Below are 17143 nucleotides of genomic sequence, written 5' to 3'. Positions count from 1 at the left end.
AATAAACATGGTATAGCCCGGAATCACCACTCCGAACTAGAAAAATAGGACGGGTAAAGAAAGTTGAAAGTCACTTTTCTGCGAGACACGCTGATATCGATAAAGCATCACTTTACTTCTACTTCACATAAACTGTCGTCAGGTTGATCCCTGCTCTCATTTTATTTTGATTTTTATCAAATTTTAATTTAATAAGAAACATTATAAGGAGCAAATCAAGTCATGCAAGCCAAGATTGCAAGAAAAACCAACCCTTCGCAATGGCCTTTCTCTAGATTGCAAAAATTAATTTAACCTTATGAAAAATATAATATTATCTATTTTTAAACTGACGAATTGTCTGAAGATGTTGAGATATCTTCTTGAATTTATGACTTTGTGTCTCGTCCCAGACAATATCGTAGTAATTTTCCAGCTCTTCAGCAGTTTTCCGGCTATCTAATGCTTCATCATGTGTTGACAGCACAACCAAGCAACGCTCTTTATTCTTCAGTCGAAATTGAGAGACACACTTCGTTGCAATATCGTCATACTCTTCCGGACGATCAATTTTCCCCTGCATATTGTCTTCAGGGTGTAGATTCGGATTGAATAACACCTGTTTAATGCCGCATAAAAAACCAATCCGTTCAGACCAGTAGCCACCCAGTCCGACACCGCAGATCATCGGATGTGGGTCATCACTCAATTCAATCGCTTTGTGTACTTCTTTCAGGAGATGTTGCATATCGTGTCTGGGATGAAGCGTGCTATAGCTGATAAAACGTACATCATCATCAATGAATTGTAATTGCAGTATCTTTTCATGATTCCCCGGGCTGGTTGAATCAAATCCATGTAAATAAATAATCATAACAATACCCTTTCCAACATACAGAATGAACCTAGCATGAAATGCACCGGTGATACCGTGAGTGCAACATGAAAATTGTCAATCAACCTTCTCGCTCCCTTGCTGACTCACCGTGTATTCAATTGCTCTCGTCGTCACTAAAATCCGTTGTCGAACTGTGCTTTTATCCGTTCGGCCGCAGCTTGCATCTCTTTGTTTTCCCACATCTGAAAAGCAATCAGATACCATAACATAGCAAGCATTCTAACTCTGGGTATCCAAGCTTTCACCCCTTCAATCCAGAAATCAAGCTCGGTAATATTTCGATGTTGACAATATTGACCGACTGCCGTGAGCAAATTAGTATCGGACATATCGATCGTCATCGCTAAATCCATTCTTGGATCGGCCAAAGACGCGTACTCCCAATCAATCACTTTGATCCCTTGGGCCGTTTTAATCAGATTGTGGCAGCCCAGATCGAAGTGGCAAAGAGAGTGTGGGACTTCAGAAATATTGGGGAGTGTTCGCCAAGTTTTATAAAGCGGCTCAATCGCACTCAGCTCAGCAGACATCGACTGTAATTGAAACCAGTAATGGTCAATGCGTGCCGTATAAACAAAAGGAACAATAGGCAGCTTGGTAATCGGAAATTGATGAATCTGGCTCAGCAGACGGGTCATGACTTCAATGTCATTTACAGCAACTCTATCCCCTTCAATCCACTGAACCAGTAACCCTTGCTCATTGATATAAAGCGGTTCAGGCGAAATTTGCGCGGCTTGCTCTTTCAACGCTGACAGGATGTGGAATTCCTGATGACGGGAGATTGAAAACGCCTGAGTGACGTCCGTCGAAGGACGCCATACAGTAGAAGGAGACTCTGGCATGTCAATCTTCCAACAACGGTTTGTCAAACCCCCTGTGAGTGTTTGTGCAACCGTCGGTGTTTCTCGGAAAAAATGAGTCAGAGACGCCAGAGACGGATCTAATTGACATGCTTCGGACCATGACATACGTGCCATCGCTGACGCCTCAACTCAGTGGATTAAAATCCCAAAAAGCTCTTTTCCTGCTCTTTCCGAATTTCAGTTTCATCAGCCCATTCAATGAGCCCCGAACGCAAATCCATCAGACGCATGGTCATTTTATAGTACACATCTTTATCGCTGCCGGTATCTTTGACGATACTCGATAAATTTCCGTATAACATATATTGTGCGCCAACCATTTTACCAAACTGAATTGAGCTACTTTTATCGACTAACGCATCGTTATTCTGGAAATCTAATTGCTTTCTGACCGCTTCAATCCGCGTCATATCAACGAAACGAAACTTCCCTGAATTCAGCATCTTGGTACTAATTGTGTCCGTAATCGATTCGGTATCGATATGTTCACTGGTTTTATTTTTAATACTATCCACAAACACAATTGGGCGTGAGTTCCGGGTGATGGCTGCCACAGAACCAGACATCATCATACTATCTACCATATCCGCTGCGATTTTTTGTAAATCTGTCGAACCAAAATCAACTGTTTTCGTTTCTACGGCTTGCGCATCGCCATAGGAAACTTTATTTGCACAACCACTCATGAGAGCAGCCAATCCCAACACGAGGATTATACTTTTTTTCATAAAGACTCACCTTGTCACTTACTGATTCAATTCTCTAATCTGTACTCTGAAATTCACAGCTTTCGGAGCGACAGCCACTTCAGATAACGAAATTTCATCCATCCCTCTAATAATGGCTTGTCGCCATGGGCCCGGCTGACTATTCACTTCCAGTCCCTGTTGATCATACCAATAAAAGCGGTATTGAATATGCTGATCTGAGGCGGTCTTATTTTTTACTCTGACCACACCTCGTGTATGATCGTTCACTTCTGCCGTCGAAATATCTTTCACTTCGACTTCAGAAGCTAATACTTTGTCACCATACAAGATCCGTTGATATTCACTCTCAACGGTCAAGCCGGCAGTGTGTGTATTGGAACACCCGACTAAGGCGAGTATCACAAAACTGAAGAGCCATTTATTCATCATAACCTTCCCAACTGTTTGTGCCAAATAACGGCGTTTTCCCCTTGACGGGAAAGCCATACAAATGTAGTTCCCTGAGCAGGGACATTGAATGTATACGACTGCTGACCCACGGAGAGTGTTTGCTCACCGGCTGATACAACCTTTGTCGCACTGAAGACTGCACTGGGCAACGTAATCCAGCTTCTTGTATCCGGCTGCTCTGTCAAAGTGTTCCATACATTAAGCACCAGATTTGCGACTTCAGCACCGTTATTATCATCTTTCGTGGTTTCCTTGCGCAGCGTATTCTTTAATGTTAAACGTAATATCTGTCGAAAAACAATCGATGTAATCCTTTCATTCAGCTGTTTCCTTGCCATCAGATTGGTATCAACTAACCGTTGGCCTTCAACCATAACACCATCAAGCGTCACCGGGAGAGCATCTGATGGCTGATAACCTGAATAATAAGGTAACGCCAGAGAATACAGATTCATTCTGCCAAGGCTATCATAGATCGGCAAAGACGGCTGCCAACCTTTCAATTGATCAACAACCCCTTGTTCCTGAATGACAATCACCCGTCCCTGATTTTGACTCAGCTGCTGCAAATGGCCATATTTTTTTCGCAGTGAGACGACATCCTGATTCATACCCAGCTTTTGTGCACATCGGAGGGTACTCTGAGCCACACTGGTATTATCAGGCGCGACCGCGAGCGCTCGCCGATAATCGACATAGGCATCATTCAAGTTACCATTGGCTTCATATAACAGCCCAGACAGATAAAACAGATAACCATTCTGAATCGACTGAAGAATACTCCCCGTACTGGGATAACGAGCCATCAACCCACCAAGATTAGGCTGAATCCCCTCTTGCTTGAGACGATCCCGCTCTTTTATTAATTCATCCTGCCTCTGGTTTCTTGCTTTTTCCTGAACCTGATTCGCCCGTCTCAGTTCGACTAACGCATCTTCGAGCTGATTCTCATAAACATACGAGAGTGCGAGATATAAATGTAAAAAACCGAGTTCATAATCTGCCGGGATGTATGTTGTCAAATTATCATTTGCAAACAGACTACCCGCATTGGCTGCCTCGCGACTGATAGAAATAATGGCTTCATCCTGCTGCCGTCTGACTGCCTGATCACTCAGATTCAAAAATGACTGGCTTTTAGGCACATCTTTATTAAGAAAATAGATTCTGCCTTTTTCCAGATTATCTAAAACCTGTCCCCCGAGATGCTCAGGGAGTTCCTGACTCGCCTTCTGATAGTCACCTTGCTTAACAGCTCGATACATCTGCCGATTTTGTTCGGAGTAGTGGCTAAATAAGTTGCCAGCCGAAAAATTGGCGCAAGCACTGCTCCCTAGTGCCATACATATCACTGCAATATGTCGTATCCGTATTCTCACAACGTTCCTGTGTCCGCTTGTATCTATTATTCATATCATCGAGATTAACTCATCAGACACCCGTTAGTTCATCAAGAGCGGCCCCAGCGGTTTGCCTCCCAGAAGATGCATATGAATGTGATAAACCTCCTGCCCACCATGCGCATTGCAGTTCATAATGAGTCGGTAGCCATCTTGAGCAATACCTTCTTGCTCAGCCAACTTTTTCGCCACGGTAAAAAGACGACCTAAAGCTGCTTCATCCGTATCTTCAACATCATTCACTGTCGGAATTAGTTGATTTGGCACAATCAGAATATGACTTGGCGCTCGTGGATTAATATCTCGGAATGCAGTAACTAATTCATCCTGATAAAGAATTTCTGCCGGGATTTCTTTACGAATAATTTTACTAAAAATTGTTTCTTCGGCCATATAACGCCTCTCTATCTGCTTATCTATAAACTCAGACTCATAAAACTAGTGCAATGAAAAAGTAACCATAGTTTGGATTCATTACAACCCGTTAAGTTTCATCGTGTTTTCGTACCCGATGTATTTTAAGCACTTTTCTCATGCTAAATACAGCAGAATGTCACGGATGTTTGACTTCATGATGACATCGCTCTTTTCTGTCAACCGCTAATCGAATCCGGTCCGAATTTGAATTTTAAGTGGGTGATAGGTAAAGATACCGTCATATTTCACGCTGAAATAGATATTTATCACCAACTGACCTTGTTTTTTACTCTGGAGACCTTTATATCCTAACCTATATCGCTTGTCTTTTTCCTTCCGACTCCTTACAAGCGAAAGCACGAGGATAATTTATGACCATTCATGTTGGCATCCTTGACGACGATCCAGTTCGTCTGATAACTCCGTTGCTTGATCACCGTATCATCGGCTCGCATATCGTACTTATCGGTGATGCTTCACAAAAAACCATTTATTTTCGATTGCATAATGTTTTAGAACAACATGGGATTAGTAGTGAGTTTTACGAGATCCCATCAGGTTCAAGTGTGGCATTAATTAAACGCTCTATTTATCAACTAGCCCATACTCTGGAAAACAGAAATCAGGATATTCAGCTCAATGCAAGTTGTGGTCTTCGCCACCGACTCCTTTCCGTTTATGAAGTTTTCAGAACATTCCAATGGCCCATTTTTGTAGTTGAGCCTAATTCTGACTGTCTGTGCTGGTTATATCCGGATGACTGTCAAGATACGCAAGTTCAGGATCGGATTACCATCTCCGATTATTTGACCATCTTTGGTGCCCGAGGCGAGTTTGTTGAACGGGACACACCACCAGAACTGGATACAAAACTCTGCAATATCGGCGCATCATGGGCAGGTCGAGCACTCGAACTCGGCCCGGGACTGGCAACACTGAATTATCTGGCAACGACATGCAGAAAAGAACAATGCCTTGATGTCGCTTTATCAGAAAAACAACAGGGCTATAAAGAACTCAGCCTATTGATACAAGACCTTGTCGATGCAAATATTGCAACTTATGAACACGGTATACTAACATTTGCAAACGAAGATGCCAGACGATTTGCTAACGGAGAATGGCTAGAAACACTGGTACACAGCATCGTCAGAAAAATTCAGTGCAACATGCCGACAATTCAGGATCGTTCTTTAAATGTGCAAGTCTATCGTCAGTTAGGTGAACGTGAAGTGCGCAATGAGCTAGATGTTGCTACGGTGGTGAATAACAAACTACATATCATCGAATGTAAGACCAAAGGAATGAGAGATGACGGTGATGATACCTTGTATAAGCTTGAATCACTGAGAGATTTACTGGGTGGCCTTCAGGCAAGAGCAATGCTCGTCAGCTTCCGACCTCTCCGGCAAAACGACATTACCCGAGCACAGGATCTAGGATTGGCCTTAATTGGTCCCGAAGAGTTAAAAGCGCTAGAAACACATTTATCGCACTGGTTCACTCAAGCTGGAGGCCGAGAGAATCTCTCCTGAATAAAAACGTGAGTCAGAAACAACAAAAAGGGCCCTCGGCCCTTTTTCAATCCCTAAATCAATCATGACAAACAAAATTGATTAGCCATCATCTTCAGTAAAGCTTGTCGGCAATGAACGCTTCATCTCATTCCAAATTTGCCGACTTTCAATCCCGTACTGGCGAATGCAAGCGGAAAGATGCTCCAACTTATCGGTCCCGTTCGAACAGATCGATAATAAATCTTTATAAAACTCCAACGCAAGCACACGAGCTTTGGGATTCGAAAAGTAGTAACTACCGACACGATCATACAATTTTTTCAGACCGTTAAAGATTAGACCATAAATTTGATTACCGGAATGGAAAGCCAAACGCTGGAACAACATATAATCATAAAAATTGAACGTTTTCGCCAATAGTTTCTGTTCACGAGCTTCCTTATCCCCCTCTCCATCATCTTTCACATGCTGTGAAATTTTGTCGGAGTATGGTGAATCAGCCATGAATTGCTCCCATGAATCTGCATCCAGTAATGATTCACATGATCCAATCACTCGCTTGATGGTTTTTTCAGACTGAGTCTGATTCAACCGAAATGCGTAACGCATGAAAATCGGACTGATATTGGTTCTTGCTGCCAATAAGTCTTCAACAATACTAGTTGCGTTTTCAGCATCCAGCGTCATCAAAGTATCAAGAATATGCAACCCGGATGTTTCCATAAACTGATTCACTTTTGTCGGCTTACCATGCTGTATTGTCAACCAGCCATCACGGGCCAACCGTTGCAGCACTTCCCTTAATGTCGTTCTGGTAACACCAATCAGTTCGGACAATTCTCTTTCTGCCGGAAGAATCGATCCCGGTGCAAACCGCCCATTCCAGATACTTTCAATAATATACTTTTCTGCAAAGCCTGCTGGGCTTTTCGCCTTAATGACCATTCAATACTTTTCCAGTTTTGTTTATTTACAAAGTCAGGTGGCATCCATCATATCACCAGTTTGTACACTGCGAAAACGTTCAATATTCAACTTGCCACACAAGCCAAATTATTACATCAATGTACAACAAGTATCTTATACTCTTTTTGATTTAGCTTAAGATTACCATTCTGAAACTTGAATAAAATATAAAGGAAATTTAGTACGATGGACAGGTGAAAAGCATAAAATTTTCCATAGTAAACTTACAGATATGTCATATTATTTCACATTACATCTGTTGATATTATTGTTGATAAGAATACTATCTTCGACATTATTTCCAAAGTTGTGAAGTCACAATGATTTTATATGCATTATGTTCATAATATGGACTACTTTTATGTGAAAACTTCAAGGGAACTCTCACTAAGAACTTATTGTATTTCATGAAATAATTAACCTATTGTAGAGTTTCCGGCAAAACACCCATGTCGATACATTAATCAGGGAGCAATGTTCATCGGGTATCACTCATGAATATTTGCTGGGATGTATGTAACTTTGAATGGATATCTTTCGTAAATTATTACGAAAAGGAAGTGATGGATATCAGTGTCTGTTCATAACAACTATAAGAGTCATCATCATGCCGATTTCGTTAGGAAACGCGTTCATTAAAAATTTTCTGGGTAAATCACCAGATTGGTACAAAGTGGCGATTATTGCTTTTCTCATTGTGAATCCAATTGTCTTTTTCACGATAAGCCCCTTTGCCGCAGGTTGGTTACTGGTTGTTGAATTTATATTCACACTTGCAATGGCCTTGAAATGCTATCCGCTTCAACCAGGGGGGTTACTTGCAATAGAAGCGATAGTCATCGGAATGACAAGCCCAGAGCAAGTTAAACATGAGTTAGTTGCGAATATTGAAGTACTCTTACTGCTGATGTTTATGGTGGCAGGTATCTACTTCATGAAGCAACTGCTCCTTTTCATCTTCACCAAAATTCTTTTAGAAATACGCTCTAAAGTAATCTTATCTTTAGCATTTTGTGTCGCTGCTGCATTTCTTTCTGCATTTCTCGATGCCCTCACGGTTATCGCTGTCATTATCAGTGTTGCCGTTGGATTTTATGCCATCTACCACAAAGTCGCCTCTGGACAAGGTGACCACACACAAGATGAGCATTTATCAGACCTGACTAGAGAAGATCTGGAAAACTACCGGGCTTTCCTGCGTTCACTACTCCTCCACGCTGGCATCGGAACAGCACTTGGCGGTGTCATGACGATGGTTGGTGAACCACAAAACCTGATTATTGCTGATCAGGCAGGATGGCATTTCGGTGAATTTTTAATTCGTATGTCACCGATCACTGTGCCTGTTTTTATTAGTGGAATCCTCACCTGTATCGTTGTCGAGAAGATGAAAATTTTTGGCTATGGTGCCAAGCTACCAGACCCGGTTCGGCAAATTCTACGTGATTATGATCGGACACAAACACAAAGCCGTACCAATCTCGACGTTGCAAAACTATGGATTCAGGGATTAATTGCGATTTGGTTGATTGTCGGGCTAGCGCTTCACCTTGCATCAGTTGGATTGATCGGGCTTTCTGTGATTATTCTGGCAACCACATTCAGTGGTATTACTGAAGAGCACGCACTTGGAAAAGCATTTGAAGAAGCATTGCCCTTTACAGCTTTACTCGCGGTCTTCTTCTCGATTGTTGCGGTGATTGTTGATCAGCATCTGTTTAAACCGGTGATTGATGCGGTATTACACCTGAAGAATGCAGATCTTCAACTCGCGATGTTCTATGTGGCTAACGGATTGCTTTCTATGGTTTCGGACAACGTGTTCGTGGGCACGGTTTACATCAACGAGGTTAAAACCGCACTCGCGGAAGGCATAATCTCACGCGATCAATTTGACCTGTTAGCAGTTGCTATCAATACCGGTACGAACTTACCCTCGGTCGCAACCCCAAATGGACAAGCTGCGTTTTTATTTCTGCTGACCTCGGCACTGGCACCGCTCATCCGACTCTCTTACGGACGGATGGTGATGATGGCACTGCCATATACAATTGTTTTAACACTTGTTGGCTTGGTCGGTATCATCTTTTTCCTTGAACCTGCGACTGCGCATTATTATGATCTGGGTTGGTTAACACACCATGTCCCAAATGCATTAAAACATGCATCGGCATCACTGGGTCATTAATAATAGATTGAGTCTAAAACAGTTTCGCGTTAAAAAGCTCTGTAGAACAGAGCTTTTACTTTATAAGGATATCCCATAGTGATCTTTGCCAAACTCAACCAGTTTTCTCAGACCAGAACATCCTGGGTCTTGTTGCTGTTATCTATCCTGTTTTTTGAAATGTGTGCGCTCTTTTTCCAACATATTTTGATGCTCGCTCCCTGCGTCATGTGTATTTATGAAAGAGTAGCAATGCTGGGAATAGGTGGTTCGGCAATTCTGGGACTCATTGCCCCCCGTCTGGCAATCTTCCGTTGGTTAGGTCTTCTCTCGTGGGGATATACATCCTATTCGGGACTATTACTGGCGCACCAGCATGTTGAGTATCAGTTCCATCCTTCACCATTTGCAACTTGTGATGCTTTTGTTCAGTTCCCGCAGTGGGCACCACTCAATCAATGGATGCCGTGGATGTTTGAAGCATATGGTGACTGTAGCAAAATCGTGTGGCAGTTTTTAACTTTATCGATGCCACAATGGTTGGAAATCATCTTTGCCATCAATCTTTTTGTTGCCTTTATTTTCTTAATTGCTCAATTTTTCAAACCGAAAAGACGTGGCTTATTTGAATAACGGCTTTGAATAACGACAAAGGGAGACCAAATGGTCTCCCTTTTACTTTTCAATCAACGTCAAATTTACTCTCGGATCGGCGGTGGCGCTAAAACTTCCCGATTACCATTATGGCCGGGAGCACTCACAATTCCCTGAGCTTCTAACTGCTCAACAATTCTGGCCGCACGATTATAGCCAATTTTGAAACGTCGCTGCACACCGGAAACCGACCCTCTACGCGTTTCAACAACGTGCTCCACAACCTGATCAAATAATGGATCGATATCTTCGTCACCTTCGAGTTGTTCTCCCGGTAACAATGCTTCTGGCCCTTGATCCCCACTGACGATTTCTGAGATGTAGTTGGGTTGACCTCTGGCCTTCCAGTTATTGACGACAGCATGGACATCATCATCGGAAGCAAATGCCCCATGCACGCGGATGGTGTGACTGGATCCCGGTGGTAAATACAGCATATCTCCCATTCCCAACAGAGATTCCGCGCCTCCCTGATCAAGAATGGTACGAGAGTCCGTTTTCGTTGAAACGGTAAATGCAACTCGAGTCGGAATATTCGCCTTAATCAACCCTGTAATCACATCAACTGAAGGGCGTTGGGTTGCCAAAATCAAATGAATCCCCGCAGCCCTTGCCTTCTGAGCCAAACGGGCTATCAGTTCTTCAACCTTTTTGCCAACCACCATCATCAAATCGGCAAATTCATCGACTACAACCACAATAAAAGGTAATTTTTCTAGTAGTGGTGGTTCTGCATCCATGCTATCACCCTCCTTCCAGAGAGGGTCATGAATCGGATGCCCTGCCTTGGCAGCCATATCCAGCTTTTCATTGAAGCCTTTAATGTTTCGTACACCCACAACCGACATCAGCTTGTAACGACGTTCCATTTCTGCCACACACCAGCGCAATGCATTGGCGGCATCCTTCATATCCGTCACAACCTCTGACAAAAGATGAGGAATCCCTTCATAGATTGAAAGCTCCAACATTTTCGGGTCAATCATGATAAATCTGACTTCTTCCGGTGTCGCCTTATATAGCATACTGAGGATCATCACATTCACACCGACGGATTTACCCGAACCTGTCGTTCCCGCAACTAAGACATGAGGCATTTTTGCTAAATCGGCAATCACAGCATCACCGGCAATATCTTGACCGAGTACAATCGTCGTCGGAGATTTTGAACGCTTAAATTTGTCACTGCTCACGACATCAGAAAGGTAGACCGTCTGACGGCTCAAGTTTGGTAACTCCAAACCAACATAAGGTTTTCCCGGAATAACTTCGACGACCCGAACTGCAGGGGTTGACAGAGAGCGAGCCAAGTCTGTCGATAATCCGGAAATTCGGCTCACTTTCACCCCCGGGGCTAAGTCAAGTTCAAACCGAGTAATCACCGGACCGGGATAAATCCCTACAACACTTGCCTGAATCTTATAATCCAATAGTTTAGATTCAACCAGTCTTGCCACCTCCGTCAGCATATCCTGATCAATAAAGTTTTCTCTTTTCTCTGGATGATACAGCAACTCTAACGTCGGTAATGGCTCTGTCGGTGTTGGTAGATCGGCAGTCGGCTGCACCAGAAACGGATTTTGTTTCGCCGATTCGGTTTTCTTAGCTTCAGACACTAAGTTTTGGAAAGCAACAACATCTTCATCTGAATCCTCTTTCGCCTCAGAGATATCAGACTCATCATTTAATGCGTCTAAATCAGAGATAGTTGGTCCATGGTCACTAATATCAAGATCAAACGATCCCAATGAATGACTGGTCAACTCATTAGTGCCCGGTTCATCCTCGATTAAGTCATCGCCCCAATCACCTTCAGCAAAATCATCGTGTTGCTGTGCTGCTTTATCCAATTCTTCTATCGTCACAGAGAATTGTTTACTTCGTTCAGGCTGCTCAGTATCGGTTTTTGTTTCAACGAATTGTTGAGATACATCGTCCTCCGCGCCTTGTTCACTCTGAGGTATATGGATGTTAAAGCGACGAACATTGTCAGTAAGAGAGTTGTCGCAAGGAGCATCGCTAGTAGGTGCTGATGCTGTATCCGTGGTATCCGATTCAACAACAGATTCTGTCGGTGACAGACGATTTTGAATATCTCGTTCAAGCAAGGCAGCCGATGATTCAATTCCCGGGGACAGAATCGTCTCCTTCTCCCCCTTCCGAAACAGTGCGACGCCTTTTTGTGCGAATGCAATGGCTTGATCCCCGAGCCACTCAACAATCGTTAACCATGAAATACCAGTGAATAATGTAAAACCAGCGCCCCAGAGGAATAGGAAAATCAACGTACTGCCCAAGACATTAAATGTCGGTAACGCCAAACTACTCAAAACATCACCAACGACACCGCCAGAAGAGAAATACCACAAATCATCAAAATTGATGTCGGCCAGACCACAACTCGTCAGCAGTACCACCACGAAACCGAGTAAACGAGTCCCCCAAAGCATAAAATCGAAGGATTCATCCTCATCACGGGAGCGAAGCCCTCCCCATGCAATCAGCGTAATCACTAGAGGGAGTGGATATGCCAGTGAGCCAAAAATAAAGAAGAGCGTATCAGCGATCCAGGCACCGATATATCCACCGGCATTATGCAGTTCTCCTCCCCAAGCCGTCTGAGACCAAGACGGATCAGCCGGGCTAAATGTCAATAAAGCCACGGAGAAGAAAACGGAGAGAAGGACAGCCAAAATCAAAACACTCTCTTTCAGCCGTTGAACGCCATTTAAGCGTGGTGAGGTCGTGACCTCAGCTCTGGTTTTGATAATGGTTTCGACTTTACTTTTGTTCTCTTTGAACATAACCAACTTTTTGCCTAAACCTCATGTCAAAGCACTATGCGCAACATGAATTGAAATAAAAACAGTCCGAGCGGCCCAAGCCGCTCGGTTTATGTTGTGATTTAACCATAACATCAGCCAAAACCCAATGTCGTTAAGTCAGAATACAGAAAGATATTCGAGACTTGCTTTCCGGCTAACGAACTTTAATGACTAACTGATTTGTCTGTTTCACTTCTTCCATCACCACATAAGTTCGAGTATCGTTGACGCCAGGCAGTCGTAGTAGCGTATCGCCCAAAAGCTTACGATAGGCTCCCATATCCGATACCCTAGTTTTCAATAAATAGTCAAAATCCCCTGAAACTAGATGACATTCCTGAATGTCATCTAGTTTCTGTACCGCTGTATTAAATTGTTCAAATACATCCGGAGCTCCACGGTTCAATGTGATTTCAACAAAAACAAGTAATGATGCATCAAGATACTGCGGATTCAGGAGTGCTGTGTATCCCGTGATATAGTTCTGACGCTCAAGTCGTCTCACTCGTTCCAAACAAGGTGTTGGAGACAATCCAACACGTTTGGATAATTCTACATTTGAAATCCGGCCATCTTTCTGCAACTCATTCAAAATGTTGCGATCGATCCGGTCTAAATCCTTGGACGGCTTTTTATAGTTGTCTGCCATGTTTATTCCACCTTATTTACTTCCTTGCAAAAACATACAACAATTTTTTAACACAAAATATCTCAAGTTACAGGACTAACATAATACTAGTCATATATTCGATATATTATACAAACACCCAGTGAATACAACCAAATACAAATAAGGGGTCGGGATGATGATTGGCATCAATTTCTCTGACGATAATGACATCACCGTAGGCGCATCCATTCTTCCTACTGCTGACGATATATTTGCGAAAGCAGGCATGATTGTAAAGGTCAAAAAACCTCTGAACGTCAAACGTAAAAAACTCCTAAAAGGGCAAATATTATCTACTTATTTACACCTTGCACCAAATTTTCCACAAACTGACGACTGAATCAAGAATAAAACTATCACTATTGATGATAAAACACTCAAAAGTCCACTGAATCATTTACCACTTCTGGAACCTAACTCTGAAAACCCAGACCAAGACATGCTCATACTGACGCATAACTTCTTAAAGAATTACATGGTGGTAATGAGATGCTTCCCGGTCACGAATCCAGTGTTACACTGACAATAATCATGTCACCAATAATGAACCCATAGAGAGCCAACACCTAAGCAATACCTTTCTGAAAGAGACTTGATGATACCAAAACAAATTCAAAAGCTATCTCAATTAGCGCACAGGCAATTGAATATCCTTAAACATTTCATCAATTTCCTGATTCGATTTCAGAGAAATCGCCTGTTCCACCACAGGACGCGTCAAATGAGGTGCAAAACGTTCCATAAAATCAAACATATAAGAGCGCAGAAAGGTACCCCGACGGAAACCGATACTCGTGGTGCTCGAACCAAAAATATGGCTGGCATCAATTGCCACTAAATCTGCATCACGCATTTTATCAACAGCCATACTGGCAATCACCCCGACACCCATGCCGATCCGGACATAAGTTTTAATCACATCTGCATCCGTTGCTGTAAATACAACTCTCGGGCTCAATCCGACCCGATCAAATGCCATATCCAATTCAGACCGTCCGGTAAAACCAAAGACATAAGTCACCAAAGGATATGTGGCTAACTCTTCGATGCTCAGCTTATCTCGTTGTGCTAAAGGATGCCCTTTGGGTACGACAATTGAACGATTCCAGTGATAACACGGTAACATGATTGCATCCTGATACAAATGCAGTGCTTCTGTTGCAATAGCAAAGTTAGCGATCCCTTTCGCAATAGCTTCTGACATCTGACTTGGCGTTCCTTGATGCATATGCAGAGAAACTTTAGGATATCTGGCGGTAAACCCTTTGATCACATCCGGTAGTGCATAACGGGCTTGTGTATGAGTCGTTGAGATATTCAATATCCCCATTTCTGGGTGAGTGTGTTCACTGGCAACCGCCTTAATACTTTCAACCCGAGAAAGAATTTCCTGCGAAATTTTAACGATATCTTCCCCGGCAGAAGTAACCTGAGTCAGATGTTTACCGCTCCGTTCAAATATCTGAATTCCAAGTTCATCTTCAAGTAAACGAACCTGCTTACTAATCCCTGGCTGAGATGTATACAAATTCTCGGCTGTAGCTGAAACATTCAAATTATGGTTCACTACCTCCACAATGTATTTTAACTGCTGTAGCTTCATGTCAACCCCGTTATCTCTGCAGCAAATTACAAACTTAGGCATTTTATATAATCATTAGTTATAATGCTTAATGAGGAGAATTTATACCCTTTTTTGGCTGCCAGTTAGAAAATAATTGGAACTTTTCTGCGAGTTGGAGCTTCATTCATTGAATAATTAAGTGATCTATTAAAGAATAATGGGGGATTCATTGGTAGAACACGATAAATTTTATTATGCTATACGAACTTACCGTCAAGGACTATAACTTCCCTGAATCCTTAGACAGGTTGAATTCACGATGTACGGATTGATGCAGGAACTATGAGTATAGGATTAATCATTGCCTTGGTTGGCGTATTGCTCCTTCTGATTTTAGGCTACAACATTATGTTGCAGTATAAGGTCAAAGTCGAAACAGCAAAAAAACACGAGTCTACTCGTTATGTCGCAATCATTGATGCCACCGAGGATCTAATTGGTAACGCCCACCACGTCCCTTACAGTAAGGACTTGTTACTCTGTCTGAATAATCGAATTCTAGATGCGCTACAAAATATGTACGAGCTAGACCCAAGAAATAAACAACTGGCACATCGTATCGAAAACATGCAGGGGCAAGTAAAAAACCTACGTGAAAATCATCCGAATCAGGATAGTACAACATTCAAGTCACCAACCAATGATAAACAAGCGATTACGATGCTCAAACTCGTAAAACGCCTGAGAGATACGGTACGGAGTGAGCATAATAAAGGGCGCTTAGATACTCAGTCATTTGTGACAGAGAATGCACGCTTGGAAATGATTCAGATACGCATCAATATTGAAAATGTCGTAAAACGAGCCAATGAGTCGATTGTGCGCGGACAGCCGGGAACGGCGATTCAGCTATTGAAGAAAGGTATTGATGTCCTCAGTACAAAAAATGATGCTTATTCAAATCAAGCGCGGGAAAAACTGCAAGCTATGTACGATGAACTTGAGAATAAGCGTCAACAGAAGAAAACATCGGTTGAAACTCAAGGTGATCGAGAACGAGATGATGATATGGAAGCCCTCTTCGGTGAAAAGAAAAAGTGGTAGTCGCCTCTTCCTTTACTTGAATTTTACCTATTAATGATAGGTCGCCCTAGCGACCTTTTTAAGTTAAAGAACCATGACCAGTAACGACCAGTTTCAACAATTATTCCAACCCATTCATGACTTTCTACAATGTGAAACCCCCGAAGCGTGGATTAACGAAGCGAAAAAGCCAGAGAATTTAAAGGTCATTCTGATTGATCATCTTCTGTGTGAATTGAAGGCAGGGCAATCTGCAATGTATCTCATCCGTAAGTACGCAGTCGATACGGCAAGTGCATCTGCTCTGCTCGCATGGCTTAAACCCTATGAAGATTTTGCTTATCGCAAAATAGGCTCTCTCATTGAATTGAAAGGCAAAAGCCAACTCTCCAAAACAATCATGGCAAAAGCTCATTCGTCATACAGCCAAGATTTAATCGATAAAATGGTTTTACTGATCAAAGAAGAGCTCCATCACTTCTATCAAGTACTCGAGATAATGGAGAAAAAAGGAATTGCCTATGAGAATATTCCTGCTGGTCGTTATGCAAAAGGACTATTATCACAGGTAAAAACCTATGAACCAGATGCTCTCATCGATAAATTAATTATCGGTGCCTACATTGAGGCACGATCATGTGAGCGTTTTGCCAGACTCGCCACACACATGGATGACGATATAGCGAGGTTCTATATATCTTTATTACGTTCAGAAGCCCGCCACTATCAGGACTACTTAACACTGGCCCAACAAATTGCTCATCAAGATATTTCTAAACGGATCGATACGATAGGAAAAGCCGAAGCAGAACTGATTCTCTCTCCCGACTCTCGCTTCAGATTCCACAGTGGTGTCCCCTGCTGAATTACTGAGAGAATTTTCTTCTCACCACTAAAGATATGAAAAAAACAGGGGCTAAAACCCCTGTTCTACAGAAATAAATAAATCTTGCCGTAAACAGAGAGTAATCCACTCT

The 17143-nt window shown here is 42.6% G+C and carries 15 protein-coding genes and 1 pseudogene; 6 read left to right on the top strand and 10 right to left on the bottom strand.

Annotated elements, in window-relative coordinates; all coding sequences use genetic code 11:
* Positions 1-313 precede the first annotated feature (313 nt).
* The 6 genes from ycfP to hinT all read right to left on the bottom strand — a co-directional run bounded on the left by ycfP (position 314) and on the right by hinT (position 4696).
* The gene (gene ycfP, locus VRK_RS05815; RefSeq protein ID WP_059120501.1) at positions 314-853 is read right to left on the bottom strand and encodes an alpha/beta hydrolase YcfP; all 540 of its coding nucleotides are present in this window, start codon (positions 851-853) and stop codon (positions 314-316) included.
* Between the two features lie 137 nt (positions 854-990).
* Positions 991-1857 (bottom strand): phosphotransferase, encoded by an 867-nt coding sequence (locus tag VRK_RS05810; protein WP_059120500.1) that lies wholly within the window; start codon positions 1855-1857, stop codon positions 991-993.
* Between the two features lie 23 nt (positions 1858-1880).
* Positions 1881-2471: a penicillin-binding protein activator LpoB gene (gene lpoB / locus VRK_RS05805; RefSeq protein WP_059120499.1), complete on the bottom strand. Its 591-nt coding sequence runs from the start codon at positions 2469-2471 to the stop codon at positions 1881-1883.
* Positions 2472-2489: 18 nt separating this feature from the next.
* Positions 2490-2879 carry a YcfL family putative periplasmic lipoprotein gene (locus VRK_RS05800; RefSeq protein ID WP_059120498.1) on the bottom strand — a complete coding sequence of 130 codons (390 nt, stop codon included), beginning with the start codon at positions 2877-2879 and terminating at the stop codon, positions 2490-2492.
* Positions 2879-4282, bottom strand: coding sequence for a COG3014 family protein (locus VRK_RS05795; RefSeq protein WP_059120497.1), 1404 nt, complete (start codon positions 4280-4282; stop codon positions 2879-2881). Before VRK_RS05795 ends, VRK_RS05800 begins: the two co-directional genes overlap by 1 nt.
* Positions 4283-4345: 63 nt before the next feature.
* Entirely contained in the window at positions 4346-4696 is a 351-nt protein-coding gene (hinT, locus tag VRK_RS05790; RefSeq protein ID WP_059120496.1) for a purine nucleoside phosphoramidase, read from the bottom strand.
* Positions 4697-5091: 395 nt separating this feature from the next.
* Between hinT and VRK_RS05785 the strand changes: the two genes are divergently transcribed.
* Positions 5092-6255, top strand: coding sequence for a Card1-like endonuclease domain-containing protein (locus VRK_RS05785; protein WP_059120495.1), 1164 nt, complete (start codon positions 5092-5094; stop codon positions 6253-6255).
* 81 nt (positions 6256-6336) lie between these two features.
* Here VRK_RS05785 and fadR read toward each other — a convergent pair whose 3' ends face one another.
* Positions 6337-7182 carry a fatty acid metabolism transcriptional regulator FadR gene (gene fadR / locus VRK_RS05780; RefSeq protein WP_059120494.1) on the bottom strand — a complete coding sequence of 282 codons (846 nt, stop codon included), beginning with the start codon at positions 7180-7182 and terminating at the stop codon, positions 6337-6339.
* 628 nt (positions 7183-7810) lie between these two features.
* On the opposite strand from fadR, the gene nhaB reads away from it, so the two are divergent.
* Positions 7811-9391, top strand: coding sequence for a Na(+)/H(+) antiporter NhaB (gene nhaB, locus VRK_RS05775; protein ID WP_059120493.1), 1581 nt, complete (start codon positions 7811-7813; stop codon positions 9389-9391).
* A 75-nt stretch (positions 9392-9466) separates the two neighbouring features.
* Complete coding sequence (gene dsbB / locus VRK_RS05770) at positions 9467-10003, top strand: disulfide bond formation protein DsbB (RefSeq protein ID WP_059120492.1); 537 nt, start codon at positions 9467-9469, stop codon at positions 10001-10003.
* 65 nt (positions 10004-10068) lie between these two features.
* Here the strand turns inward: dsbB and VRK_RS05765 are convergent, their stop codons facing one another.
* Both VRK_RS05765 and lrp read right to left on the bottom strand, forming a co-directional pair.
* Entirely contained in the window at positions 10069-12828 is a 2760-nt protein-coding gene (locus VRK_RS05765) for a DNA translocase FtsK (RefSeq protein ID WP_059120491.1), read from the bottom strand.
* A 175-nt stretch (positions 12829-13003) separates the two neighbouring features.
* Positions 13004-13498: a leucine-responsive transcriptional regulator Lrp gene (gene lrp / locus VRK_RS05760; RefSeq protein WP_021020090.1), complete on the bottom strand. Its 495-nt coding sequence runs from the start codon at positions 13496-13498 to the stop codon at positions 13004-13006.
* Positions 13499-13661: 163 nt separating this feature from the next.
* On the opposite strand from lrp, the pseudogene VRK_RS20865 reads away from it, so the two are divergent.
* A pseudogene (locus VRK_RS20865) lies at positions 13662-13943 on the top strand (alanine dehydrogenase); the annotation flags it as partial.
* A 204-nt stretch (positions 13944-14147) separates the two neighbouring features.
* Here VRK_RS20865 and cysB read toward each other — a convergent pair.
* Positions 14148-15122 carry an HTH-type transcriptional regulator CysB gene (gene cysB / locus VRK_RS05750; RefSeq protein WP_059120489.1) on the bottom strand — a complete coding sequence of 325 codons (975 nt, stop codon included), beginning with the start codon at positions 15120-15122 and terminating at the stop codon, positions 14148-14150.
* 303 nt (positions 15123-15425) lie between these two features.
* On the opposite strand from cysB, the gene VRK_RS05745 reads away from it, so the two are divergent.
* Together VRK_RS05745 and miaE are read left to right on the top strand one after the other, a co-directional pair.
* The gene (locus tag VRK_RS05745) at positions 15426-16187 is read left to right on the top strand and encodes a hypothetical protein (RefSeq protein WP_059120488.1); all 762 of its coding nucleotides are present in this window, start codon (positions 15426-15428) and stop codon (positions 16185-16187) included.
* Positions 16188-16260: 73 nt separating this feature from the next.
* Positions 16261-17031, top strand: a complete 771-nt coding sequence (gene miaE / locus VRK_RS05740; RefSeq protein ID WP_059120487.1) for a tRNA isopentenyl-2-thiomethyl-A-37 hydroxylase MiaE — start codon at positions 16261-16263, stop codon at positions 17029-17031.
* Positions 17032-17143: the final 112 nt, after the last annotated feature.

This window comes from Vibrio sp. MEBiC08052, assembly GCF_001506075.1.
GTDB lineage: Bacteria > Pseudomonadota > Gammaproteobacteria > Enterobacterales > Vibrionaceae > Vibrio.
The sequence above is the reverse complement of the archived record's forward strand: the minus strand, read 5'-3'. Positions and strand labels throughout refer to the sequence as shown.

Bases quoted from the DNA above. Each gene is read 5' to 3' on its own strand.
- nhaB (WP_059120493.1), top strand. From the start codon at position 7,811: ATGCCGATTTCGTTAGGAAACGCGTTCATTAAAAATTTTCTGGGTAAA.
- miaE (WP_059120487.1), top strand. From the start codon at position 16,261: ATGACCAGTAACGACCAGTTTCAACAATTATTCCAACCCATTCATGAC.
- VRK_RS05765 (WP_059120491.1), bottom strand. From the start codon at position 12,828: ATGTTCAAAGAGAACAAAAGTAAAGTCGAAACCATTATCAAAACCAGA.
- cysB (WP_059120489.1), bottom strand. From the start codon at position 15,122: ATGAAGCTACAGCAGTTAAAATACATTGTGGAGGTAGTGAACCATAAT.
- VRK_RS05810 (WP_059120500.1), bottom strand. From the start codon at position 1,857: ATGGCACGTATGTCATGGTCCGAAGCATGTCAATTAGATCCGTCTCTG.
- VRK_RS05800 (WP_059120498.1), bottom strand. From the start codon at position 2,879: ATGAATAAATGGCTCTTCAGTTTTGTGATACTCGCCTTAGTCGGGTGT.
- VRK_RS05785 (WP_059120495.1), top strand. From the start codon at position 5,092: ATGACCATTCATGTTGGCATCCTTGACGACGATCCAGTTCGTCTGATA.
- ycfP (WP_059120501.1), bottom strand. From the start codon at position 853: ATGATTATTTATTTACATGGATTTGATTCAACCAGCCCGGGGAATCAT.
- VRK_RS05745 (WP_059120488.1), top strand. From the start codon at position 15,426: ATGAGTATAGGATTAATCATTGCCTTGGTTGGCGTATTGCTCCTTCTG.
- lrp (WP_021020090.1), bottom strand. From the start codon at position 13,498: ATGGCAGACAACTATAAAAAGCCGTCCAAGGATTTAGACCGGATCGAT.
- lpoB (WP_059120499.1), bottom strand. From the start codon at position 2,471: ATGAAAAAAAGTATAATCCTCGTGTTGGGATTGGCTGCTCTCATGAGT.
- fadR (WP_059120494.1), bottom strand. From the start codon at position 7,182: ATGGTCATTAAGGCGAAAAGCCCAGCAGGCTTTGCAGAAAAGTATATT.
- hinT (WP_059120496.1), bottom strand. From the start codon at position 4,696: ATGGCCGAAGAAACAATTTTTAGTAAAATTATTCGTAAAGAAATCCCG.